Here is a 23662-nt window from a genome sequence, read left to right as displayed (position 1 = left end):
GATCCCCGTCTGCGCTGCGCCTTGTGCCTCGTCCCACAGTGAGGGGCATTACGGAGAAATCTCGATGACGGACGCCCGTGTGCGCTGGTTGGCCGTGGCCCTGCTCGCGTGTGTCGCCGCCGGTTCCACAGGATGCACCTACCTGTCGCGGCAATGGAGCGACGCGAAGCAGATGATGGACCTCGGTTTCACCTTCTCGAAGAAGCCGCAGTTCGGCCTCTACGCCAACTGCCCGATGGTGACCCCCCTCGGCTACAGCAAGGTGGACGGCTATTTCGTGGGCATGGGCGGCGGCAAGTTGGGCGCCGGCGAGCACCGCCAGAACAACGCCGGCCTCCTCTTCTGGGGCCGCGAGGAGAATAGCTGGAAGGGCTTCGACAAGGGCGACGAAGCCGTCACCGAGAGCCACAGGGCCGGCGTCGTCGGCCTCGCGCAGAACGTCAAAGAAGGCAACGCCAAGTACCGCCCCGCCTGCGTGCACTACCTTCATCTCGGGTTCGTCGGCATCATGTGGAACCTGAACTACTACAAGATGGCCGACTTCTTCACCGGCTGGTTCGGCTATCGCGCCTTCGGCGACCGCAACGAGGTCAAGCACGACGACCGCGTGGCGGAGGCCGGCAACCTGGCTCCCGCGCCCGTGGAGCCGCCCGCGCCGGTGGCGGCGCCCGCCGCCAAGCCCCCCGTGGCCGCCACTGCCGCCGAGCCGGCCCCACCCGCGGCGCCCGAGAAGGCCGCAGCCGCCGCTCCCGCCAGCCCGCCTGTCGCGGCCCTGGCCGATGCCGCCGGGCCGCTGCCCAACGACATCGCCCTCGCTGTGGCGCGCGACGTGGCGGCCGTCAAGGCCCAACTGAAGCCGCCTGCCGCGCCCGCCCCGGCCCCGCAGATCGCCCGCTTCAGCCTCGAGCAGCTCGTGCCGTAGCGCCCCCGGCGGCCTTGCCTTTCGCCCCGCTCTCCGCTACACTGCCTCCTGGCCCCCCAGGAGGCAGCGCATGCTGTGCGCCCGAACCAGCCCCGTCGCCGCTCTCGCCCTCGCCCTCGCGACGCGCCTCGGCCCCGCCGCCGACTGGCCCCAGTTCAACGGCCTTAACCGCGACAACAAGTCGGCCGAGACCGGCCTCCTGAAGGAATGGCCCGACGGCGGCCCCAAACGGCTCTGGACCGCCAGGGGCCTCGGCCACGGCTTCGCCGCCGTCGCCGTTGCCCACGGCCTCATCTACGCCACAGGCAACGTCGGCGGCGACACCCTCCTCACCGCCCTCCGCCTCGACGGCACCGTGGCCTGGACCGCGAAGAACGGCCCCGCCTACCAGCGCGAGCACCCCGGCACCCGCTCGACCCCTACCGTGGACGCCGGCCGTCTCTACCACCTGAACGCCGACGGCGACCTCGCCTGCCTCGACGCCGGCTCGGGCAAGCCCCTCTGGGCCATCAACATCCTCAAGAAGTTCAACGGACGCAACATCCGCTGGGGCCTCGCCGAGTCGCCTCTCGTGGATGGCGATCGCGTGATCGCCGTCCCCGGCGGCGAAGAGATCAGCATCGTCGCCCTCGACAAGCTCACGGGCGAAACCGTCTGGACCTGCCAGGGCATCGGCGAGTTGCCCGGCTACTCCTCGCCCATCCTCATCCAGCACCAGGGCCTTCGCCAGATCGTCGCCCTCATGGCCAAGGCCATCGTCGGCGTCAACGCCCACACGGGCGAACTCCTCTGGAAGATGGCGCACGAGACCCCCTACGACGAGAGCATCTTCACCCCCCTCTTCCACGACGGCCACCTCTACTTCGCCACCGCCCACGCCCGCGGCAGCCGCCTCCTCAAGCTCAACGTCCAGGGCACGAAATGCTCCATCGAGCTCGCCTGGAGCACCGACAAGCTCGACAGCCACCACGGCGGCGTCATCCTGCTCGACGGATACCTCTACGGCTTCTGCCACGGCAACTACAAGCCGCGCTGGGACTGCCTGGAGTGGACGACCGGCAAGCTCACCCACTCCGAGCCCACCGGCGTCAGCGGTTCCGTAACCTACGCCGACGGAATGATTTATGCGATGGACGAGCGCGGCCGCGTGATGCTCATCAAGCCCTCGCCGACCGAGCGGCGGGTCGTCAGCGACTTCCAGTTGCCCAAGGGCGGCCCTGGCCCCTTCTGGGCGCACCCCGTCGTCAGCGGCGGCCGCCTCTACCTCCGCCACAGCGACGCCCTCCACGCCTACGACATCCAGGCGAGATGAGCCCCCGGATGCGCCGTTTGGCCATTCTCGGCCGTCCGGATCAGACTTGCACGGGGTTCTCCGCTTCCAAAGCACCCGTTTGCCCATCCTCGACCTTCCCGCTGGGAGAAACCCAGACTCCCCGGCCCCGCGACTCGCCGATCGCCTGTTCTCAGCCTTTCAGCCCAGAGTCGCTCAGACTCCCCAGACTCGACCACTTCCGAGCCCTCTGGGGTCAGGTCTCAACCTGCAACTTAGGAAACCACGGACATTAGGACATTGTAGGACATCACGGACATTGTGCCGGACATTGTGCCTGTCACACCGCTGACATGCAACTACCATACAGCAAGCGACTTATGCGAGTTCATGTCAACGCATGGCCGCAGTGAGCACTCCATGCCGGGCTCCATCGAGCGTGAGGCCTTGTGTGGTCTGGCCTTTGTGCTATACTGCCCTGGTCACAGGGAGATGCCAGATGTCGCGCGCGCCCAGGTTCACGTATGCCGGCGCTCTTCATCACGTCACGCTGCGGTGCAACAACCGCGAGTTCCTCTTCTCCGACGCCTCGTTTGGGCGCTTCCTCGACGTGCTCCAGCGCGCCCGCGGCAAGTTCGCCCTCGCCCTCTACCACTACTGCCTGATGACCAACCACGTGCACCTCCTCTTCGAGGTCGGCCGCGACGATACGCTGCCCAAGGCCATGCACTGGCTGGGCACTACGTTCGCGCGCGAGTTCAACAGGGCCGAAGGCCGACACGGCCACCTGTGGGAGGGACGCTACCGCAGCACGATCATCGAGGACACCGCCTACTTCCTCCGCGCGATGGCCTATGTGGACCTCAACCCCGTGCGTGCGGGAATGGCGCGCGCCCCGGCCGATTACCCCTGGAGCGGACACCGCGCCCTGCGCGACCAGGACGGTGAGAGCCTGGCGTTCCACCCCCTCTACACTGCCTTGGGAGCGGACGCTGCCGCGCGCTTCCGAGCCTATGGCGAGCTGCTTGCTGCCGAGGCGGCGCGGCCCGCAGCCAGCTTGGCGACCACCCATTTCGTGGGCACGCCGCGCTTCGTGCGCCGAATGGAACATCGGTTCGGCCTGGACCGGCCGGGAGTGAGCATCGTGCGTCGTCCACTGGGCCTTGGGGTCTTCGCCTCGGGCCCCCGTCTGGGCGACCCGCGACGGAGGCGATGACATGGCGAGCCATAACCTATTGCAAGGCAGTGACTTGCATGTCAGCGGTGTGACAGGCACCGCGATGGTGTGACAGGCACCGCGATGCCGCGATGACAATGCCCGATGGGGTGTGGGCCGGAATTGTGGGCGGCGGCGGGAGCTCCGAAGGAGCGAAATAGGATAGCCCAGGGCAACGCCCTGGGAACAAGACCGCCCCGCGGCAGCCCTGACAGGGCGGAATCGAGAGCTTCTATCTCGCCCCTTCAGGGCTGGACCCGTGGATCCCGCTGACCCCAGGGCGTTGCCCTGGGCTATCCCATGCGAGCCCTTCAGGCTCCAGAGACAATCACCCTGCCTACAATTCCGGCCCACACCCTTCCTTTCATTCCCTTTTGACTGGCCGCTGGCCTGCATGTACAATGCAGAAGATAGCCCCGGTCCGGTGCGCCCACCGCCACCCAGAGGAGCGCGATGATGAGAGTGTGGCAGTTGATCCCCGCCGGCCTCCTGGCCCTCTCCAGCCCCCTGCTCGCCGCCGCCCCGCCGCCCTATTACGTCAAGAAGGCGACATGGCAGGAGACGCTGCTCGCCTCGCGCGAGGCCCTGGCGAAGCACGAGGCCGATGCGGCGGCCAAGCCCTCCACCGAACCGGCCGCCAAGGCCGCCCCCAAGCGCTCCGACCTCGAACTCGGCACGTGGTACATGATCGGGCCTTTCTACCCGCCCAACAAACAGAAGGACTTCACGCTCGCCTTCCCGCCCGAGAAGGAGGCCGCCCTCAACAAGTACGATGACCTCTCCGCCGCCCTCGAAGGCGGAGAGGGCGGAAGGCCCGCCTGGCAGGACGCCCTCGCGAAGTCCTACGGCAACCTCCGCTGGAAGGCCTGCCCCCAGTTCGACGACGGCGTGCCTCACGACCTGTCGGCCGGGGCCTACGGCTCCACCTATCTCTACCGCACGATCAAAGCACCCCGCGACATGACGCTCACCGCCTACTTCGGCAGCGACGACGGCCTGCGCGCCTGGCTCAACGGCAAGCTCCTCATCTCCAACGACGTGCCCCGCGTCGCCGCGCCCAACCAGGACACGGCGAAGCTCGAGCTGAAGAAGGGCGACAACCATCTGCTCCTCAAAATCCACAACAACAGCGGCGGCCACGGCTTCTACTTCCACACCCAGCCCAACCCCGCGGGCGGTGTGGCCACCCGGCGCGACCCCAAGCAGATCGCCCGCGACGAACTCTGGAACCTCGTGAGCCGCGACTTCGGCGAGCCGTCCGCCGCGCGCGAGATGGCCTGGGAGCGGCAGGACAACATCTGGAACGCCGACTGGACGCCTGGCGACCTCGCCGCGCTGGCCCGCCGCTACGTGGCCGCCACCCGCATGCCCTCGATGGCCAAGGAAGCCGAGGGCGCGGCGGCCGGCGTGAAGGCCCCCGCCGACCTCGCCAAGGTGCGCGAGCCCTACTACCGCTCGCTCCGCGTCGAGGAAGCCTCCGCTCTGGTCAAGAACTTCAACTTCAAGGCGCTGCGACTCGCCATCGAGGACCTCGGCGAAACCTACCCCGAAAAGTACACGCGGGGCAAGGAGTTCCTCGGCCGCCTCGACGCGCTCGAGAAGGCCGTGGTCGGCATCGCCGAGGCCAAGGGCGACCCCGCCGCCGTGAAGAAGCTGGCCGAAGTGGGCGACGAGATCAGCAAGCTCCGCACCGAAGCCCTCCTCACCTGCAACCCGCTCCTGGACTTCGACAAGCTGCTCGTCGTCAAGCGCAGCAACCGCAACCTCGGCCTGCCCCAGAACTGGGTCACCAACGCCGACGTGCCGCGCACCGGCTACGACAACGAAATCGCCGTCGTCTCGCCCGTCCGCCCCGGCGCCCAGCCCACCACCCTCTACCGCCCCCCCAAGGGCGAGTACGTGGGCGACGTGGACCTCCACTGGGACGCCGATCGCCTGATGTTCTCGTCCGTCGGCACCCACGGCCGGTGGCAGGTCTTCGAGATGAACGCCGACGGCTCGGGCCTCCGCCAGGTCAACCCCGGCCTCGAACCCGACGTGGATAACTTCGACTCCTGCTACCTGCCCGACGGGCGCGTGATCTTCGCCTCCACCCGCTCGTTCCACGGCGTGCCCTGCGTGGGCGGCGGCTCGCCCGTCGCCAACCTCGTCCTCCTCGACCCCAAGACCGGCAAGGAGCGCCAGCTCTGCTTCGACCAGGACCAGAACTGGTACCCCGCCGTGCTCAACAACGGGCGCGTGCTCTACACCCGCTGGGAGTACAGCGACACCCCGCACTACTTCACCCGTCTGCTCTTCCACATGAACCCCGACGGCACCGAGCAGATGGAGTACGCCTTCTCGAACAGCTACTGGCCCAACAGCACCTTCTACGCCCGGCCCGTCCCCAACCACCCCACCAAGGTCGTCGCCATCATCTCCGGCCACCACGGCGTGCCGCGCATGGGCCAGCTCCTCATCTACGACCCCGCCAAGGGGCGCCACGAGGACCAGGGCGCCGTGCAGCTCATCCCCAGCGACGCCAAGCCCGGCCTCGCCCACATCGCCGACGGCCTCGCCGATCCCGCCTGGCCCAAGTTCCTCCACCCCTACCCCCTCAGCGACAAGTACATCCTCGTCTCCTGCAAGCCCACGCCCCAGGCCGAGTGGGGCCTGTACCTGGTGGACGTGTTCGACAACATCCTGCCCATCCTCGAAGTGCCCGGCTACGCGATCCTGGAGCCGGTGCCCTTCCGCAAGACGCCCAAGCCCCCCGTCGTGCCCGACAAGGTGGACCTCTCGAAAGACTACGCCACCGTGTACCTCAACGACGTCTACTTCGGCGACGGCCTCAAGGGCGTGCCGCGCGGCACGGTGAAGAGGCTGCGCGTCTTCGAGCCCCACTTCGGCTACAACGGCATGGGCGGCCACATCAACATCGGCATTGACGGCCCGTGGGACGCCCGCCGCATCCACGGCACCGTGCCCGTGAACGAGGACGGCTCGGCCATCTTCAAGGTGCCGGCCAACGCCCCCATCGTCGTCCAGCCCCTCGACGCCGAGGGCAGGGCCGTCCAGGTCATGCGTAGCTGGTACACCGCCATGCCCGGCGAGTTCGCCAACTGCGTCGGCTGCCACGAGCGCCAGAACACCACGCCCACGCTCCGCCGCACCCTCGCCGCCACGCAGAAGCCGGCCGACATCGAGCCCTGGCGCGGCCCCTCGCGCCCCTTCAGCTTCCTGCGCGAGGTCCAGCCCGTGCTCGACAAGCACTGCGTCGGCTGCCACGACGGCAAGCCGCGCCCCGACGGCAAGACCCTGCCCTGCTTCGCCGACACCGCGAAGGGCGCCGGCGGCTTCGCCAAGTCGTACCTCGCCCTCCACCCCTACGTCCGCCGCCCCGGCCCCGAGAGCGACTACCACCTCCAGGTGCCCATGGAGTGGGACGTTTCGACCAGCGAGCTCGTGCAGATGCTCCAGAAAGGCCACCACGGCGTGAAGCTCGACGCCGAGGCCTGGGACCGCCTCTACACCTGGATTGACCTCAACGTGCCCTGCCACGGCACGTGGACCGAGCACCGCGGCAACATCGAGAAGATTGCCCAGCGGCGGCTCGAGATGCGCACCAAGTACGCCAACCGGCCTGAAAACTACGAAGTGTATCCCACGCCCGCGCCCGAGCGCCCGGCCTTCGTGAAGCCCGAGCCCGTGCCCGAGCGCAAGCCCTTCGCCGGCAAGGTGCCCGGCTGGCCCTTCGACCCCGCCGAGGCCAGGAAACGCCAGGAGGCCCTCGGCCTGCCCGTCGAGGCGAAGGTCCCCCTCGCCGACAACCTGGCGCTCGACCTCGTGCTCATCCCCGCCGGCGAGTTCGTCATGGGCTCGCACGACGGCTACCCCGACGAGCACCCCCAGACCCGCGTGAAGATTGACAGGCCCTTCTACCTGGGCAAGGTCGAGATCACCAACGAACAGTACGCCGCCTTCGACCCCCAGCACGACAGCGGCTACATCAGCGTCTTCAACAAAGACCACTCGGACCGCGGCCGCGCCGTCAACGGCCCCAAGCAGCCCGTCCTCCGCATCTCCTGGAAGCAGGCGATGGACTTCTGCTACTGGCTGAGCCAGAAGACGGGCCGCAAGTTCACCCTCCCCACCGAGGCCCAATGGGAGTGGGCCGCCCGGGCCGGCACCGACACGCCCCTCTACTGGGGCGACTGCCAGGCCGACTTCGGCAAGTTCGCCAACCTGGCCGACGCCCGCGTGAACGACCTGTGCATCCGCGACTCGCCGAAGTGGATCCCGGCCATCATGACCGTCAACGACGGCTCCTGCGTGCCTGACAGCGTGGGCAAGTACGGCCCCGCCTCGGCCAACGCCTTCGGCCTCCTCGACATGGCCGGCAACGTGGCCGAGTGGACGCTCAGCACCTACAAGCCATACCCCTACGTGGACGGCGACGGGCGCAATGCCCCCAGCGACAGCGGCCGCAAGGTAGCCCGCGGCGGCTCCTACTACGACCGCCCCTTCCGCGCCCGCAGCGCCGTCCGCTTCGACTATGCCGCCTGGCAGTGCGTCCACAACGTCGGCTTCCGCGTCCTGTGCGAGGCCGACGGCAAGAAACTCGCCTCGGCCGACGCCAGGTGACCGGCCGCGTCCCGTTTCGCACCCGCAACCCCGAGGGGCAGGCCGCCCGGCCTGCCCCTCGCCGCTCAGGGCGCGCCCCACTTGCAATCCGCGGGGGGCGCGTTATACTGCACCTCGGTTCGGATCCGGCTTCTCTCGGTCGCCTGGGCAAGGAGCGCAAGAAATGAAGCGGCGCCAGTTCCTCGGGGCTTCGTGCATGGCAGGAGCAGCGGCGATGGGCAACACAGTGGCAGCGGGCGCGGAGGCGCCTCCGGCAGGCGCCAAGGAGTTCCTCGAGCTGCGCCTCTACAAGGCCACGGCCGGAGCGATGCGCGAACGGCTCGACAAGTTCCTGGCCGAGGCCGCCCTCCCCGCCTGGGGCCGCCTCGGCATCGGGCCGGTCGGCGTCTTCGCCTGGGCCGATGGAAAAGAGGCCGACCTCTACGTCCTGCTGCCCCACAAGACCCTCGAGTCGTTCGCCACGGCGCCCGCCAGGCTGGCGGCCGACGCCGTCTACCAGAAAGCCGGCGCCGCCGCCCTCGACCCCCCCAAGAACGAGCCGATCTACTCGCGCATTGAGACCACCCTGATGCTGGCCTTCGACAGCGTGCCCACGGTCGAGACGCCCACCAAGAAGGACACGCGGGTCTTCCAGCTCCGCATCTACGAGAGCCACTGCGACGAGCGCGCCCGCCGCAAGATCGCCATGTTCAACGACGGCGAGGTGGCCCTCTTCCGCAAGGTGGGCATGCCGCCCGTCTTCTTCGGCCAGACCCTCGCCGGCGGCAAGATGCCCAACCTCACCTACATGCTCGGCTTCGACGACGAGGCCGCGCAGAAGGCCGCCTGGGCCAGGTTCCTCGCCCACCCCGACTGGGACAAGATGAAGAACGACCCGCAGTACAAGGACACGGTGTCGAACATCACCAACCTCCTCCTCAAGCCGACCGCCTACTCGCAGATTTGATCTGATTCCGCCCCGAAGGCATCGAGGCCTTTGGAGGGGGGGCCTTGCCGAGAGGTGAAGCCGTGGTTGACCTTTCCGAGCACGTTCGCCGCGTGGCGATGGAGGCGGGAGCCGACCTGGTGGGCTTCGCGCCCATTTCGCGGTTCGAGGGCGCGCCGCCCGAACTGCACCCACGCACGATCTTCCCGCAGACGCGCACGGTCGTCGCCGTCGCGGTCCGCCAGTTGCGCGGCGCACTCAAGGGGGCCGAAGAGGGCACCTACTGGCAGGCCTACAACTGCGACTCCTACTGGTACCTCAACGAGATCGTCGGCCCGAAGATCCTCCGCGCCGTCGTGCTCTTCCTCGAGGACCGCGGCTTCACCAGCATGCCCGTCCACAACCCTTTCCACCCCCACACGGGGCGGCGGATTCGCGCGGACCAGCCCGCCGGGCCCGACGGCATGGTGTCGCTGCGCGTCGTCGGCGTGGCGGCGGGGCTCGGGGAGCTGGGCCACTCCAAGCTGCTCCTCACCCCGCAGTTCGGCCCGCGGCAGCGCGTGTTCGCCGTCTTCACCGACGCCGAGCTGGAGCCCACGCCGCTGTTCCAGGGCAGAATCTGCGACGGCTGCCAGAGCTGCGTCCGGGCGTGCGAGGCGTGCGCCATCGGGCCGCAGCGCGAGGTGAAGTTCACCATCGAGGGCCGCGAGTTCGCCCATGCCCCCTTCGACCCCAGGGCCTGCGCCCGCGTGCACTGCGGCGACGACCCGCGCTTCTCGCCCTTCTGGACCGGCACGGAGAAGGAAGGCGAGCGGCCCAGCTACAGCCGCTTCCTCACCGACCGCTTCCGCCACCTCTCGATTTGTGTGGGCCGCGGCTGCCTGCGCGCCTGCCTCGACCACCTCGAGAAGACAGGCCGCATCGAGGCCGCTTTCAAGGCCCCGCTCATCGAGCGCGAGCGTTGGAAACTCGACGGCCCGCCGCCGAGGCCGTCAGGCGGCTGAGCCCCCCAGGTGGCCGAGGGCGAGGAGGGCGTAGAAGGTGTACTCGGCGTCCGGCTCCTCGTCGAGGGCCAGACCGAGATAGCCACCCTCCTCGGTGCGAAGACTCTCGACAAAGGCGACGCACGCCTGCCGTAGGCCGGCCGGCAACTCCCCCAGGCCATCCAGGGCGTGGAGGGCGGTGGCAGTCGAGAGCAGATCGGGCAGGGGGGCAGCCGCGGTCGCGAAGAACCCGCCCTCGGGCGCGGCACGGGCGAGCAGCCAGCCCACGGTCGCCGGCTCCACATTCCTCCCCAGTTGCTTCAGGACGCTTACAGCAGCCGCCGTGGCGGGCGTGGTGCCCGAGCGGAGGGGGCGTTCGTTGGCGTAGCTGCCGTCGTCGCGCCGCAGGGCGGCGAGGCAGTCCGCAACCTCCCGCAGGTTTGAAACCTGCGGGAGGTTCATGTCCTCCAGCGCGCCGAGAGCGAAGAAGCAGCCATAGGCCGTGCCGTGCTCGGCGCCGGGGGCGGGGCCATAGCCGCCGTCGGTTGAACGATGAGCCTCGATACGCTGGCGGCAAGCCTCCCGCAGGTTCCCAACCCAAGGAAGGTCCTCGCCCGGCAGGGCGGCCCAGCAGCGGGCGAGGCAGGCCAGGTGCACGAGATCGAGGTCCTCCCCGCCACCAAACGAAGCCAGGTAGCGGCGGAGCGGGCCGGGCTCGGGCGGTTCGCCCAGGGCCGCGAGGCCCTGGACGGCGAAGGCGGTGTAGTAGAGGTCGCTGGCGCTGCCGCGGCCGCGGAAGCCGCCGTCGGGGTTCTGCTGCGCCCGGAGGAACGCGGCAGTGGCGAGGCACGAGTCGCCGAGCAGCCTGGGCGCACGGCGAGCGGCCTCGAGCATGCCCTCGCGTAGGGTCACGTTTGGATCTCGTTGAAGATCTTGCAGATCACCCGGCGCAGCAGGCCCTTGAGGCTGGCGTTCTCCACGGGGCGCAGCGAGCGCACCGCCTCGTCCTTGTACGACGCCAGCATCTGTCGCGCCGCCTCCTCGACCCCCAGGGCCTTGAGCACCGAGCGCAGCTCGGGCAACCGCCGGCTCACCTGCGACGGCACGCGCCACAGGGCATCCAGCAGGTCCCTGGCCTGTCCCGTGGCGCGCTCGTGGGCGAGGGCGAGGATGATGGACGGCCCCGGGTTCTGCGCCTGCGCCGCGGAGCCGAAGAAGTCGTCCATATCGTCCCGCACCTGATAGGCCACGCCCAGGGCGTCGCTGCACTCGTGGAGCACCTGCCACACGCCGTCGCTGGCGCCCGCGTAGAGGGCGCCGAGCTGGAGGGCGACCTCGAAGGCGGGCGCCGTCTTCTGGCGGAAGATGGCGAGCACCTGCTCGGTGGTGAGGGGCTTGGGGGCGCGCGCCCAGGCCAGTTCGTCGCCCTGGCCGAGGCACAGGCTGCGGTGGCCGCCCGCCGCGGCGGCGAGCATGGCCGCCTTCTGGGCGTCGCCGGCCCCGCAGGCGGCGATCAGGCGGTAGCCCTCGCCGAGCAGCAGGTCGCCGACGTTGAGGGCGATAGGGATGCCGTGGGCCTTGTGCAGGGTGTCGGCGCCGTAGCGCTGCGGGTCGTCGTCCTCGATGTCGTCGTGGACGAGTGAGGCCTTGTGGAAGCACTCGACGGCGACGGCGATCTTGCGGAAGTCGGCGGGCGTAGGGGCCTCGGGGTCGTCGCGGCGCGCCTGGTAGGCGCACAGGGCGAGGAACGGGCGCCAGCGCTTGCCGGCGCGGCCCAGCCACTCGCGGGCCAGGCGCTCTGTTTCGGTGCCGGCCGGGCCGAGCACGGCCGCCAGCGCCTCGGGCTCGAACCAGGCTTCCACCTCGGCCCGCAGCGCATCGAGGTCCAGCCGCCGCGTGCGGTCGGCGCGCGTGAGCTGAAGGGTGTCCCACACCCAATCGAGGTCGGCGCTGGTGTAGGCGCAGCCGTCGTTGAGCAGGGGGATGGCGAGGCCGGGCACGGCCGCGGCCTCGGTGTAGGGGAAGATGCGTTCGAGGCCGGCCAGGCAGCCCACGCCGATGACCGCCTCGATCTTGCCCTCCTGGATGAGCGACATGACCACCGTGGTGCCCTCGGCGACGAGCACGACGTAGCCCAGGCGCTCGGCCTCGGTCTGAAGGTCGTGGATCACACAGCGGCCACAGTGGCGGCAGAGGAGGCCGAACTCGTCCACCTCGGCCTGGCAGTGCTCTTTGTCGCGCAGGCACTGGGGCAGGAGCAACAGGCGCCGCTCGAAGGGGATGCCAGCCAGGGTCTCGCCCCAGGCGGCGTTGCTGACGAGCACGGTGACGAAGTCGCGGAACCGCGGCTCGCTCGCGGCCCGCGCGATCACGCGGAGGGCGTGGCCCTTCAACTCGTCGAGGGGCAGGGGCGGCACGAGCTGCTCATCGGCCACGTAGCGGCGCGCCGCGGCCAGCAGCCGCTCACGCTCGGCCTTGGTGGCCGGCACGCTGTCATGCGTCGGCCGCGCCCAGGGGGCGGCAGGGGCATCGTGTGTGATCGCCTCGGGCTTCGCCAATCCGTGAGTTCCTGTGCCTCTCAGGAGAGGATGGATGGATGAGTGGATGAATGGATGTGTGTCAGGCAATCATCCACCCACCCAGCCATCCAATCATCCCCTTCCGGCAATCTGCTTGCGCACGCGGACGAAGTTCCGCCGCCAGGCCCGTGTCTCGGTGCGGCCGAGCACCTGGATGAGCGCGCGCTTGAACCACGACACGCCGCCGGCCCGCTGGTTGTCGGCGTAGAGCTGCGGCACGGACCGGAAGTTGATCTCGTAGCACGCCGTGTAGAGGTCGAGCTGCTCGGGCGTCATGGCGGCGAGTGTGAAAGGCTCGCCGGTGCCCGCGCGAACGGGCTCGTGGAAGACGGGGAAGGTGACGCATCGCTTCGTGGCCAGCCGCCGCACGAGGCGCAGGGTGCGCGTCGCGTCGTCGGGCGATTCCCCGGGCAGGCCGAGCACGAAGCTGAACACGGGGAAGAAGCCGTTGCGGGCCAGGCGGTCGCCGGCGTCGGCCACGGCATCCTCCCAGTCGTCGGGCGCGATATGCCCCAGCTTGCCGGGGCTGTGGGCCTTCACCAGGCGGCCGTTGGCGCTCTCGACGCCGAGGTTGAGCCACAGGTAGTCGCTGTGGGCCTCCCAGGTCAAGAGGCGGCGGATCTCCTGGAGCTGCGCGTCGTCGAGCTGGAGCACCGACGAGACGTTGGCGTGGTCAATCTGCATGAAGCGCAAGCCTCGCACGCGGCGCATCTCGGCCAGGAGCCCGCGGAGCTTCTCGAAATCCACCTTGTGCCCCGTCGCGCCGTAGCGGAGGAAGTCCTCGCTGCCGCTGACGACCGAGCGCACCCCATTGTCCACATTTGTGGCGAGGTCTGCAACGATGGTCTCGGGCGGCAGGTGGCCCATCCGCTGGTAGGCCATCGTGCAGAAGCTGCACCCGTTGCCGCAGCCGCGCGAGAGCTCGACCACGCCGAGCAGCGATGCACCGGCGATGGGGCGGATGCGCTCGATGCACGGGGCGGTTTCGGCCACGCGGGCGGGCGCCGCCTTGCCGTTCACCAGGTCCATCACGAGGCCGGGGCCGGCGTTCTCAAAGTAGCCCTCGAACAGGGCGTCAATGCCCTGGGCCTCCTCGGGGTGTTGCACGTATTGCCAGGTGCCCGCCCCGCCCGCGAGGATGCGAAAGCCGTGCTTCGCCTTGGCCTCGCGGAGCCGGGCCATCATGCGAGCCGTCCAGCGCCGCGTGTACAGCTCGCCGCTCCAGAAAGCCGACGTGGTGGTGTTGCTCATCCCGCGCCCCAGTGGGTCGCTGGAGCTGACGCCGACGACCTTGACCCACGGGCCCAGGAGGCGGGGAAGCGCTTCGGGAGTGGTGACCACCACGTCGCCGCGCGTGAGCGGCGTGTGGACGAGCAGGGCCGATTCCACGCGGCGCAGGCCCACGGGGGCCGTGCGGGCGCGGCCCTGCGCATCGGTGGCCGCGCGGGGCGACACGAGCAGGCGCATGGCCAGCTCGGGCACCTTCGTCGTCTGCATCGTGGCAAACACGCCCTCGAAGAGCACCTTGTAGTCGGCGCTCAGCGTGCGATCGGCCACGAGCACCACGGCGGGGCGAAGTGACCTGCCATCGGTTGTCATCGCTCGCGGTGTCAGACCTACTTTATTCGATCATTCGAGTAACTGAATAAAGTAGATCTGACACCTATTGCTCCTTTCTGGCGGCGCGCAGCCTGGCCTGGATGTCGCTGAGCGAGAGGGTCTTGATCACCTCGGGCGGAATGCCCAGTTCCTTCTCGAGCTGCTCGGTCATGCAGGGGCAGAGTTTCGCAGCCTCGCCCTCGGGGACGGGGGGCTCGGCGGCGGCCCTGGCGCGCTCGCTGCGGCGGCGGAGAGCAGAGTAGACGTCGCCCCGCCCCAGGCGCTTCGGGTCCACGCGCACCGCGCCACTGGCGAGGTGCTCGGCGGTCACCTCGTCGCCGTTGATGGGACTCGTCTTGTGTTTGGGGAAAATGATGGCGACCTGGGGGCAGATGCGCGCGCAGGCCGGGCAGTTCGTCTTGCAGTTCTCCGGGTTCCTCACCTCCACATTGCCACCGGCATCGAGAGCGTAGACGCCGAAGAGGCAGAAATTGAGGCACTGTTGGCAGCCCGTGCAGCGGGAGCGGTCAATGACGGGGAACCACGGGACCCAGTGCGATTGCGGGTTGCGGATCGCGGATTGCGGATTGGGAGAGGCTGCCGTCGGCGGTTTGTGCTGGGCGATGTGGGCCACGACGGCTTCGGGGGTCTGCGTGCGCAGGTTGAGAATCTCGGCCGCTCCGGGCAGCGGGTTGCCGGCGTAGGCGAAGAGCCAGCGGACGGCTCGCGGGTAACAGGCGATGATCACGGCCTCGCCGCCCTCGGCGATGGCCCTGAGCAGCGGGGCGCGGCGGGCTGCCAGCCCGCACAGGTCGGGCACAGCCTCGTAGGCCACGCCGGCCGCGCGCAGGCGCTCGGCGACCTCGGCCTTCGTCGCCTCGGGCACAAGGTCGGTGAAGGCGCATTCGCACAGCACGAGGCGGGTGGGGTCGGACATGGCAGCTCCTGGTCTCAGTCGCGGGGGGGGCCGCCCGTGGCCCCCGCGCGGTAGTTCCTTTCGACCTCTTGCGGTGTGAGCGCGCGGCTGTAGAGGGCGACGAGGCGAAGTTCGCCACGCCACGGCCGGTCGCGCGTCAGCTCGTTGCCGAGCGCGAAGCGAAAACCAGCGTCCCAGTTGCTCAGGTCGCCCGGCACGGTGCCGGTGGCCGCGGGTTGGCCGTTGATGTAGAGGATGGCCCTACCGTCAGCGGCACGGGTGTAGACGACGTGCGATAGCCGCGCCGCCGCGCCGCCCCGCGTGGCGAGCGCGGGGCTCATGCCGTTCTCGCCGGTCCGCGTGGTGCGCAGGCGCACCTCGTACCTGTCGCCCTCCTGCCCGAGCGTGAAGTTGCGCTTGTAGGGGTCGGCCGAGAGCGACACGATGCGTGCGGGGCCATCCTGCGTGATGTTGGCCGGCGCGAGCCAGGCCTCGATGGTGATTTCGTTGGACGCGCGGCAGGCTTCGACGAGTCTCGCCGGCGGCTCGTCCGATTCGGCGATGCCGTCGGCCTCGAACGTCAGGCTGCCGGGGCCAAGCTTGCCGCCTTGCACGCGAAGGCCCGGCGCCGTGCCCTTTTCGAAGCCGTACGCTGCGACGAGCCCCTCGGTCGCCCGTTTGGCCGGCCCAGTCTGTGTGGGCAACTCGACCGGCGGCGGCTTGGGCGGCTCGGCGACCTTTGGCGGCGGCGCCTCGGGCGACGAGGCGCCCGGGGCCACCGAGTAGACCACGAGATTGCCGTCCCGGTCCTTGCAGCACAGCACGCCGTCGGCCAGCGCCACGTGAGGGTAGCACGTGCCGGGCACCACGCGGTCGAGGCGGGCCAGCTCGCGGTACTCGTCGGCCAGCGCGTCGAGGAGCACGAGCTTCCGGCTGCCGAAGACGATGAGCTTGCCGTCGGCCGCCGTCACCAGGCACGAGCCGTTCGTGAAGTCGCCGCCTCGCCACTTGAGCTTGCCCGTCGCCAGCTCGATGCACTGCAAGGGCTTGTTGATGAGAAACACCCGGTCGCGGAAGACGACCGGGCTGCTCGACACGCCGTGGGACCTCGAGGTCCACACCTCGCGCAACCCATCCATCGTGGCCTCGAAGAGCGTCGAAACAGAGTGGTTGTACTCGGAGGTGATGAGAAGGCAGCTGCCGGCGACGGCGGGGGTGGAGATGTTGCAGGCGAACTCGGTCTGCCAGGGCGCGGTCGCGATGGTTCGGCCTTCGTGGCCCGGGTCCAGACGCATCACCACGAGGTGCTGGAGCGCGAGGAGGGCGAGGCAGGGCACGTCGCCGACCTTCAACTCGACCGGTGTGCCCGTGTGGCCGGCGGGGCCGTGGAATTGCGAGGCCCAGCGCCGCTCGCCCGTGCGTTTGTCGAAGGCTATCACAGTGCCCGTTGGAGCGCCGACCTCGACGAGCAACAGGTCGTCGCGCACGAGGGGGGACGTGGGGTAGCCATAGTCGCGTCGCCCGCCGCCCACGTGAGGGCGCTGGGGAGCCTTGAACTGGTCGTAGAGGTTGAGCGCCCAGACGGGCTTGCCGCCTTGAGCCGTGTTCCAGCAGCGGAGATCGCCGTCAATGCTCAGCGTGTAGAGCAGCCCCGTGGCGGCGTCGAAGGCGGGGGTGGACGATGGGCCGCCGTACTCGCCCTCGTCGCCGGTGGCGTGGCGGCCGTAGCGCGGGGCACGGGACGACTGCCGCCACAGCTCGGCCCCCGTGCGCGCGTGGAAGCAGTGGAGGGTGTCTTGCCCGTTCCACCAGCCGGTGGCGTAGAGCATGCCGCCGACGAGGATGGGCGAGGAACAGCCCATGCCGAGGCGGGCGCTCCAGAGCTTCCTCGGCGGCCAGCCGCCGGGCCAGCCCGAAGCCTCGGGCACCACGCCATCGCGGCTGGGGCCGCGCCAGTGGGGCCAGTCCGCGGCTGGCGCCGCAAGCGGCAGGACACAGAGGGCGATGACGGTGCTGGCCCTCATTGGCACTGGCCTCATGCTACTCCGGCCGCCAATCAGTTTGCAGTATCCCGAGCCACGGTGCATTGGTCAAGGCCTCAAGCGTAGCTGCAAGCGTCCCGCTTGCGATGATGTTCGACAAGCGAGACGCTTGTCGCTACGCCGAGAGAACGCAACCTGATTCGCGGCCGGAGCAGTAGGATGATGGTGGCCGCCTTGGGCAGCGCGCCAACGGCATTCTCTCAATTATAGCGGATGGGCGGGGGAAGACCAAAGAGAGATTCCGCCCTACTCGGGCAGGCCGGCCAGGGCGAGGTCCTCGGCGAACAGGCAGCGGGCCAGGTGGCCCGGCACGATCTCTCGGAGTTCGGGCACCTTCTGGCGGCACTCGGGCTGCGCGTAGCGGCAGCGCGGATGGAAGTGGCAGCCGCTGGGCGGGCGGCTCGGGTCGGCAACCTCGCCCGTCAGGAGCACCCGCTCGCGGCGGCGTCCCGGCTCGGGCACGGGCACGGCCGACAGCAAGGCTTCGGTGTACGGATGCCTCGGGCGCGCAAACAGGGGGTCCACCGCGGCCAGTTCCACGAGGCGGCCGGCGTACATCACAGCCACTCGGTCCGAAATATGCCGCACGACGCCCAGGTTGTGGGCGACGAAGAGATAGGTGAGGCTCAGGCGCTCCTGGAGTTCCTGGAGCAGGTTGAGGACCTGGGCCTGGACTGAGACGTCGAGGGCCGAGACCGGCTCGTCGGCGATGATCAGCTTCGGGTGAAGGGCGAGCGCGCGGGCGATGCCGATGCGCTGGCGCTGCCCGCCGCTGAAGGCGTGCGGGTAGCGCCGCATGTGCTGAGGCTTCAGCCCCACCTGGAGCAGCAGCTCGCGCACGCGCTCTTCGCGCTCGCGGCGGCTGCGCATGCCGTGGACCAGCAGCGGCTCCCCGACGATGTTCTGCACGGTCATGCGCGGGTTCAGCGACGAATAGGGGTCCTGGAAGATCATCTGCATGTGCCGGCGCAACTCCTTGAGCTGCGCGGGGGGCAGGGTGCGGACGTTGACGGTCTCGTCGCCGACGCGGAAGAAGACGTCGCCGCTGGTCGGCTCGATGGCCCGCAGGATGCAGCGGCCGACGGTGGTCTTGCCCGAGCCGCTCTCGCCCACGAGGCCCAGGCACTCGCCTTCGTGGACGTCGAACGTCACGCCGTCCACCGCGCGCACATGGCCGATGACCTTGCCGAAGAGGCCGCCGGCGACGGGGAAATGCTTCTTGAGGTCGCGGACGCTGAGGAGCGGGGACGCCACGGCTGCCATCTCAGTTCCCCTCCTGCGCGTGGCACGCGACGAAGTGGCCGGGGTTGACTTCGACGAGCGGCGGCGGATCGCCCTGATCGCACAGGCCGCGCCGGGCGTCGGCACACCGTGGGTGGAAGGGGCAGCCCGGGATTCGCTCGAACGGGTCGGGCACGGAGCCGGCGATGACCTGAAGCCGCGCCTTGCGGCGCGTGCCACGGCCGGGGATCGAGCGCAGCAGGGCGCGGGTGTAGGGGTGCTGGGGGTCGTCGAAGAGGGCGGCCGTGGGCGCCCGCTCGACGATGCGCCCCCAGTACATCACCGCCACCTCGGCGGCCGTCTCGGCCACGACGCCAAGGTCGTGGGTGATCAGGAGGATCGACATGCCGAGCTCGGCCTGCAACGTGCGCATGAGCTCGAGGATCTGCGCCTGGATGGTCACGTCGAGGGCCGTGGTCGGCTCGTCGGCGATGAGGAGCGCCGGCCGGCACGAGAGGGCCATGGCGATCATCGCGCGCTGGCGCATGCCGCCGCTCATCTCGTGCGGGTACTGGCGGTAGTGGCGGTCGGGGTCGGGCATGCCCACGCGGCGGAGCATTTCGACGGCCTGGTCGCGCGCCGCGGCGCCCCGCTTCGGCGTGTGGAGTTCGATGGCCTCCCGCACCTGGCTCCCGACCGTGTGGACGGGGCTGAGCGAGGTCATCGGTTCCTGGAAGATCATCGCAATGTCCTTGCCGCGGATGCGGCGGATTGCCTCGCCGTCCTCCTTGAGGTCGGTCAGCACTACGTCGCCGTCCTGGCGATGGAGGACGATCCTGCCGGCGACGATGCGGCCGGGCGGCGAAACGAGCCGCAGGATGGCGAAAGCCGTGACGCTCTTGCCGCAGCCGCTCTCGCCCACGAGGCCCAGCGTCTTGCCGCGCGGCAGCACCAGGTCCACCCCGTCCACGGCGTGCACCGTCCTTTCGTCCAGGAAGAAGCTCACGCGCAGGCCGGCGATCGTCAGAAGGGGAGAAGACGTGGGGTCCATAGCCTATCTCGCATAGGGGTCGGCGGCGTCGCGGAGGCCATCGCCGACGAAGTTGAAAGCCAGCACGGTGAGAATCACGAAGGCCACGGGCGTGAGAAGCCAGGGATGCAGGGCCACGGCCTGCACGTTCTGGGCCTCCTTGAGGAGGACGCCCCAGCTCGTGATCGGCGGGCGGAGGCCGAGGCCGAGAAAGCTGAGGGCCGTCTCGCCCAGGATCATTCCGGGCACGGCGAGAGTGAGGCTGACGATGATGTGGCTCATGAACGATGGGAGCAGGTGGCGCCAGAGGACTCGCCATTGGCTGGCGCCGCAGAGGCGCGCGGCCGTGGCGAAATCCTCCTCGCGCAGGGCGAGGATCTTGCCGCGCACCTGGCGGGCGAGGCCCGTCCAGCCGAGGAACGAGAGCACGATGGTGATGCCCAGGTAGACCTTCAGCGGCGACCAGTGGGCGGGCAAGGCGGCGGAGAGGGCCATCCAGAGCGGGATGGAGGGGAAGGAGCGCAGGACCTCGATGATCCGCTGGATTGCATTGTCCACCCACCCGCCGAAGTAGCCCGAGATGCCGCCGATGGTGAGGCCGAGCAGGAAGCTCATCGTCACGCCGATCAGGCCGATGGTGAGCGAGATGCGCGAACCGTAGAGGATGCGCGAGAAGAGGTCGCGCCCGAGCGAGTCGGTGCCGAGCAGGTAGACGGTGCCGCCGCCCTCGGCGCCGAAGAGGTGGAGATCGGTCTCGAACAGCCCCCAGAAGCGGTACCGCGGGCCGCGGACGAAGAGGCGGATGGGATGGCGGCGGGCGCGGTCCTCGGCGTAGAGCTTGCGCAGCGTCTCGGGGTGCCGGGCGCACTCGAGCGCGTAGACGAACGGGCGCAGGTGGAACCCGTCGTCCCCGAAGAACCGCAGGCGCTGCGGCGGGGCGTAGGCGTTGGCCACGTCGCGGTGCTCGAGCGTGTAGGGCGCCAGGAACTCGCAGAAGACGGCCACGAAGTAGAGGTTCAGAATGAGCAGCGCGGCGACGACCGCGAGCTTGTGCTTGCGGAACTTCCACCACATCAGGCGCCACTGCGAAGCCGTGCAGACCTGGTCGCTGGCGGCGGCCTCGGCCGACGAGGGCTCGGGCGGCGCATCGGCGAGATGTTCTTCGACCTCGAAGGCCATCTACTCTCTCCGCGTCCCATAGCGGATCCGGGGATCGAGCCAGAGCAGCAAGAGGTCAGACACCAGCGTGCCCACGACCGTGAGGAAGCTGAGCATCATCACCATCGAGCCGGCGAGGAACATGTCCTGGTTCATCAGCGCCTGGAGGAGTCGAGGCCCCGTCGTCGGCAGGCCGAGGACGACCGACGTGATGGTCGCGCCCGACACGATGGCGGGCAGCAGCCAGCCGATGGTGCTGATGATGGGGTTGATGGCCACGCGCACGGGGTACTTGAGGAGCAGCTTGAGGCGGCCGACGCCCTTGGCGCGGGCCGTAAGGACGTATTGCTTGCGCAGCTCGTCGAGCAGGTTGCCGCGCATGATGCGGATGAGGCCCGCCGTGCCTTCCAGCCCCACGATGAGCACAGGAATCCACAGATGCTTCAGCAGGTCGAGCGCGCGGGCGAGCGACCAGGGGGCGCTCTGGAACTCGGGCGAGAAGAGCCCGCCCGCGCTCACGCCGAAGACGGTGTAGCCGATGTACATGAAGATGAGCGCCAGGAGGAAGCCCGGCGTGGCCAGCCCGATGAAGCCGAGGAACGAGAAGGCGTAGTCGCCCCACGAGTACTGCCGCACAGCCGAGTAAATGCCGATGGGGATGGCGATGGCCCAGGTGAAGAGCAGCGTGACGACCGAGATGATCACGGTGAGGAGCAGCCGCTCGCCGATGAGCGTGGCGACGGGGCGGCTCTCCTCGAACGACATGCCCAGGTCGCCGCGGAGGAGCATGCCCTCCATCCAGAGCAGGTACTGCACGTGCAGAGGCCGGTCGAGGGCGTACTGCTTGCGGAGCGCGGCCACCTGCGCCTCGTCCACCGTTTCGCCCGTCTCCTGGAGCGCGGCGATGTAGGACGTGAGGTAGTCGCCCGGCGGAAGCTGGATGATGGCGAACGTGATGATGGAGATGGCGAAGAGCGTGGGGATCATCCAGAGCACGCGGCGGAGGATGAGGGCGAGCATGGCTCAGGGTCCCTCCATCGCGTAGCACTCGGGGGCGGTGTTGCCCGGCGAGCGGAAGATCCAGCCGTAGACGGCGACCTCGGGGACGTTTCGCATCCGGTCGCTGGCGAGGACGAGCGTGGGCACTTCGCCGATGGTGCCGATGACCCAGAGGTTCCGGCGGTTGAGTTCGACGATTTCGCGGAAGAGGCGGCGGTGCTCGGCCTCGTCGGGCGTCTGCTGGATCTGGCGGTAGAGTTCGATGCAGCGGCGCAGGTCGCCCTCGGGCTCGACGCCGCCCTTGCCGGCCGAGGTGAACCATCGGGCATAGCCGATGGCGTGCACCGATTCGGCGGAGAAGGGGAGGAACCAGCGGGGGTCGAGCAGCGGCACGAGCTCGTCGGCCGCCCACCACACGCCCACGTGGTGGAGGAGGGCGGCCTTGCGCGTGTAGAAGAGCTGGCGGGCGGTGATCTTCAGCTCGGTCTTCACGCCCACCTGGGTCCAGTCGTGGGCGACCATCTCGAGCATCTTGGCGTTGCCGGTCATCGAGGTGGTCTCGATGAAGATGGCGAGCGGCTGGCCGTCGGGGCGGAGGCGGACGCCGTCGGCATTGCGCCGCGCGAGGCCCATCTCGTCGAGCAAGGCGTTGGCCCGCGCGGGGTCGTAGGCGATGTGCGCCCGCTCGTAGTCGGGCGCGCGATAGGGCGAGGCGGCGGGCGGCGCGCACTGCCGCGGGGTGCCGATGCCGAAGAAGCAGACCTCGTTGATGTCGGAGCGGTTGATCGCGTGCGAGAGGGCGATGCGGAAGCGCGCGTCGCCGAAAATCTGCCGCAGCACGGGGTCGGTCTTCTGGTTCAGGTTCAGGGCGAGCTGGATGGCGCTGCCGCCCGCGGTGATCCAGTGGAGGACGCGGTAGCGCCCCTTCGCCCGGTTCTCCATGAAAAGCGGGTAGTTGGCGAAGTCCATGTGGCGGCTCTGCATGCCGGCCTCGCCGTTGATCGCCTTGAGATTGATCGTCTCGACGTCGAAGATGGCGAAGCTCACGCGGTCGAGATAGGGGAGCTGGCGGCCGTCGGGGTCCACCTTCCAGTAGTAGGGGTTGCGCTGGAAGACGACGGGGATGGCGGCCGGGTCCTGGATCGTCCAGGCCCAGAGGCGGGGGCATTCGGGGTTACGCCAGTCGCGCCGCTCCCAGAAGAGCTGGTACCAGAAGTGGAAGCCCTTCTCCTTCGCCCGCGCCTCGAGCTGGTCCTGGGGCACGTAGGTGGCGTGGAACTGTTTGAGGTAATGGGCGGGATAAGTGAGGAGCGGGTAGCTGAGGCCCGCGGCCATCGCCTGGAGGAAGAGGCCGTGCGGCTCCTTGAAGGAGAAGCGGACCGCGTGGCCGTCGAGCTTCTCGAGCTTCATCAGCTCGCCGCCGCGGCGGAAGTCCACGGGGGCCACGGGCGTGAGCTCGGGGTGCTGGAGCACGTCGTTGTACCAGAAGAGCAAGTCGTCGGCGGTGAAGGGCGCGCCATCGGACCAGCGCACGCCGCGCCGCAGCCAGAAAGTGTAGGCGCGGCCGCCGTCCGCGATCTCCCAGCGGGTCGCCAGGTTGGGCAGGATCTCGCGGCCCATCGCGTCCCAGCGCACCAGGCCCTCGTAGGCCACGCGCGCCTCGTAGACGCCCACGTCGTTGGTGTCGGTGGCGAAGCGTGCCCAGGTGCCGCCGTAGGGGCCGCGCTGCTCGGGCGGCACGATCACCAGCGGGTTCTCCGGCAGGCGGTCGGCCACGGGCGGCAGCTCGCCTGCCTTCACGCGCGCCGCCAGCATCGGGGCCTCCTGGAACGCGCGGCCCTGGGCCGGCAGCCACTCGGCCACGGCGTGCACCGCCTTGGGCGCGGTGGGGTTCCGCTCGGGCACCTGCACGGCGTCGAAGGCGTCCAGGCGTGTCCTGCCCGCGCCGGCGAGCGCCCAGGCGGCGCGGCCCAGCAGTTCCACGATCACGAGGAGCCCGAGCGACACGGCGAGGAAGCAGCCCAGGATGACCAGCGTGCGTTTCACGGTCGCGCCTCGAGAAGGGGATGCTGCACTTTACCGGCCAGGCGAGTTCCATGCAAGCGGACTTGCAGGGCGGCGGCCACAGGCGCGGAGGTCCGGCGGGGCCGTCCCCCTGCCTGACGCGGTTCCTGGTGTT

Annotated in this window: 16 protein-coding genes; 6 read left to right on the top strand and 10 right to left on the bottom strand. The window is 69.4% G+C overall.

Annotation, left to right across the window (positions count from 1 at the left end; all coding sequences use genetic code 11):
- The first annotated feature begins 64 nt into the window (after positions 1 to 64).
- The 6 genes from PLE19_07135 to PLE19_07110 all read left to right on the top strand — a co-directional run bounded on the left by PLE19_07135 (position 65) and on the right by PLE19_07110 (position 9960).
- A complete protein-coding gene (locus PLE19_07135) occupies positions 65 to 922 on the top strand; it encodes a hypothetical protein (GenBank protein ID HPD14704.1) in 858 nt (285 codons plus the stop codon).
- A 70-nt stretch (positions 923 to 992) separates the two neighbouring features.
- A complete protein-coding gene (locus PLE19_07130) occupies positions 993 to 2234 on the top strand; it encodes a PQQ-like beta-propeller repeat protein (protein HPD14703.1) in 1242 nt (413 codons plus the stop codon).
- Positions 2235 to 2691: 457 nt separating this feature from the next.
- Positions 2692 to 3408: a transposase gene (locus PLE19_07125; protein HPD14702.1), complete on the top strand. Its 717-nt coding sequence runs from the start codon at positions 2692 to 2694 to the stop codon at positions 3406 to 3408.
- Positions 3409 to 3864: 456 nt separating this feature from the next.
- The gene (locus PLE19_07120; protein ID HPD14701.1) at positions 3865 to 8031 is read left to right on the top strand and encodes an SUMF1/EgtB/PvdO family nonheme iron enzyme; all 4167 of its coding nucleotides are present in this window, start codon (positions 3865 to 3867) and stop codon (positions 8029 to 8031) included.
- 163 nt (positions 8032 to 8194) lie between these two features.
- Complete coding sequence (locus PLE19_07115) at positions 8195 to 8977, top strand: NIPSNAP family protein (protein HPD14700.1); 783 nt, start codon at positions 8195 to 8197, stop codon at positions 8975 to 8977.
- Between the two features lie 44 nt (positions 8978 to 9021).
- Entirely contained in the window at positions 9022 to 9960 is a 939-nt protein-coding gene (locus PLE19_07110) for a hypothetical protein (protein ID HPD14699.1), read from the top strand.
- On the opposite strand, the gene PLE19_07105 is transcribed toward PLE19_07110, so the two are convergent.
- The 10 genes from PLE19_07105 to PLE19_07060 form a co-directional block, all read right to left on the bottom strand.
- Positions 9949 to 10851, bottom strand: coding sequence for a prenyltransferase/squalene oxidase repeat-containing protein (locus PLE19_07105; protein ID HPD14698.1), 903 nt, complete (start codon positions 10849 to 10851; stop codon positions 9949 to 9951). The two genes, PLE19_07110 and PLE19_07105, sit on opposite strands and share 12 nt — an antisense overlap.
- Positions 10848 to 12497 carry a polyprenyl synthetase family protein gene (locus PLE19_07100; protein HPD14697.1) on the bottom strand — a complete coding sequence of 550 codons (1650 nt, stop codon included), beginning with the start codon at positions 12495 to 12497 and terminating at the stop codon, positions 10848 to 10850. The genes PLE19_07105 and PLE19_07100 overlap by 4 nt, the downstream gene beginning before the upstream one ends.
- A gap of 93 nt (positions 12498 to 12590) precedes the next feature.
- Positions 12591 to 14117 carry a radical SAM protein gene (locus PLE19_07095; protein HPD14696.1) on the bottom strand — a complete coding sequence of 509 codons (1527 nt, stop codon included), beginning with the start codon at positions 14115 to 14117 and terminating at the stop codon, positions 12591 to 12593.
- Positions 14118 to 14181: 64 nt separating this feature from the next.
- A complete protein-coding gene (locus tag PLE19_07090; protein HPD14695.1) occupies positions 14182 to 15054 on the bottom strand; it encodes a ferredoxin family protein in 873 nt (290 codons plus the stop codon).
- Positions 15055 to 15068: 14 nt separating this feature from the next.
- Positions 15069 to 17057 (bottom strand): PQQ-binding-like beta-propeller repeat protein, encoded by a 1989-nt coding sequence (locus PLE19_07085; GenBank protein HPD14694.1) that lies wholly within the window; start codon positions 17055 to 17057, stop codon positions 15069 to 15071.
- Between the two features lie 264 nt (positions 17058 to 17321).
- Entirely contained in the window at positions 17322 to 18338 is a 1017-nt protein-coding gene (locus PLE19_07080) for an ATP-binding cassette domain-containing protein (GenBank protein HPD14693.1), read from the bottom strand.
- A 1-nt stretch (position 18339) separates the two neighbouring features.
- Positions 18340 to 19347, bottom strand: a complete 1008-nt coding sequence (locus PLE19_07075; GenBank protein HPD14692.1) for an ABC transporter ATP-binding protein — start codon at positions 19345 to 19347, stop codon at positions 18340 to 18342.
- A 3-nt stretch (positions 19348 to 19350) separates the two neighbouring features.
- The gene (locus PLE19_07070; protein ID HPD14691.1) at positions 19351 to 20505 is read right to left on the bottom strand and encodes an ABC transporter permease; all 1155 of its coding nucleotides are present in this window, start codon (positions 20503 to 20505) and stop codon (positions 19351 to 19353) included.
- A complete protein-coding gene (locus tag PLE19_07065; GenBank protein ID HPD14690.1) occupies positions 20506 to 21504 on the bottom strand; it encodes an ABC transporter permease in 999 nt (332 codons plus the stop codon).
- A gap of 3 nt (positions 21505 to 21507) precedes the next feature.
- Positions 21508 to 23529, bottom strand: a complete 2022-nt coding sequence (locus PLE19_07060) for an ABC transporter substrate-binding protein (GenBank protein ID HPD14689.1) — start codon at positions 23527 to 23529, stop codon at positions 21508 to 21510.
- Positions 23530 to 23662: the final 133 nt, after the last annotated feature.

The sequence above is a fragment of the Planctomycetota bacterium genome, assembly GCA_035384565.1.
GTDB lineage: Bacteria > Planctomycetota > PUPC01 > DSUN01 > DSUN01 > DAOOIT01.
Note: the sequence above shows the minus strand (reverse complement) of the source record. Positions and strands in the feature narration are given on the sequence as shown.

Bases quoted from the DNA above. Each gene is read 5' to 3' on its own strand.
- PLE19_07070 (HPD14691.1), bottom strand. From the start codon at position 20,505: ATGGCCTTCGAGGTCGAAGAACATCTCGCCGATGCGCCGCCCGAGCCC.
- PLE19_07095 (HPD14696.1), bottom strand. From the start codon at position 14,117: ATGACAACCGATGGCAGGTCACTTCGCCCCGCCGTGGTGCTCGTGGCC.
- PLE19_07120 (HPD14701.1), top strand. From the start codon at position 3,865: ATGAGAGTGTGGCAGTTGATCCCCGCCGGCCTCCTGGCCCTCTCCAGC.
- PLE19_07080 (HPD14693.1), bottom strand. From the start codon at position 18,338: ATGGCAGCCGTGGCGTCCCCGCTCCTCAGCGTCCGCGACCTCAAGAAG.
- PLE19_07115 (HPD14700.1), top strand. From the start codon at position 8,195: ATGAAGCGGCGCCAGTTCCTCGGGGCTTCGTGCATGGCAGGAGCAGCG.
- PLE19_07075 (HPD14692.1), bottom strand. From the start codon at position 19,347: ATGGACCCCACGTCTTCTCCCCTTCTGACGATCGCCGGCCTGCGCGTG.
- PLE19_07135 (HPD14704.1), top strand. From the start codon at position 65: ATGACGGACGCCCGTGTGCGCTGGTTGGCCGTGGCCCTGCTCGCGTGT.
- PLE19_07085 (HPD14694.1), bottom strand. From the start codon at position 17,057: ATGAGGGCCAGCACCGTCATCGCCCTCTGTGTCCTGCCGCTTGCGGCG.
- PLE19_07125 (HPD14702.1), top strand. From the start codon at position 2,692: ATGTCGCGCGCGCCCAGGTTCACGTATGCCGGCGCTCTTCATCACGTC.
- PLE19_07130 (HPD14703.1), top strand. From the start codon at position 993: ATGCTGTGCGCCCGAACCAGCCCCGTCGCCGCTCTCGCCCTCGCCCTC.
- PLE19_07090 (HPD14695.1), bottom strand. From the start codon at position 15,054: ATGTCCGACCCCACCCGCCTCGTGCTGTGCGAATGCGCCTTCACCGAC.
- PLE19_07065 (HPD14690.1), bottom strand. From the start codon at position 21,504: ATGCTCGCCCTCATCCTCCGCCGCGTGCTCTGGATGATCCCCACGCTC.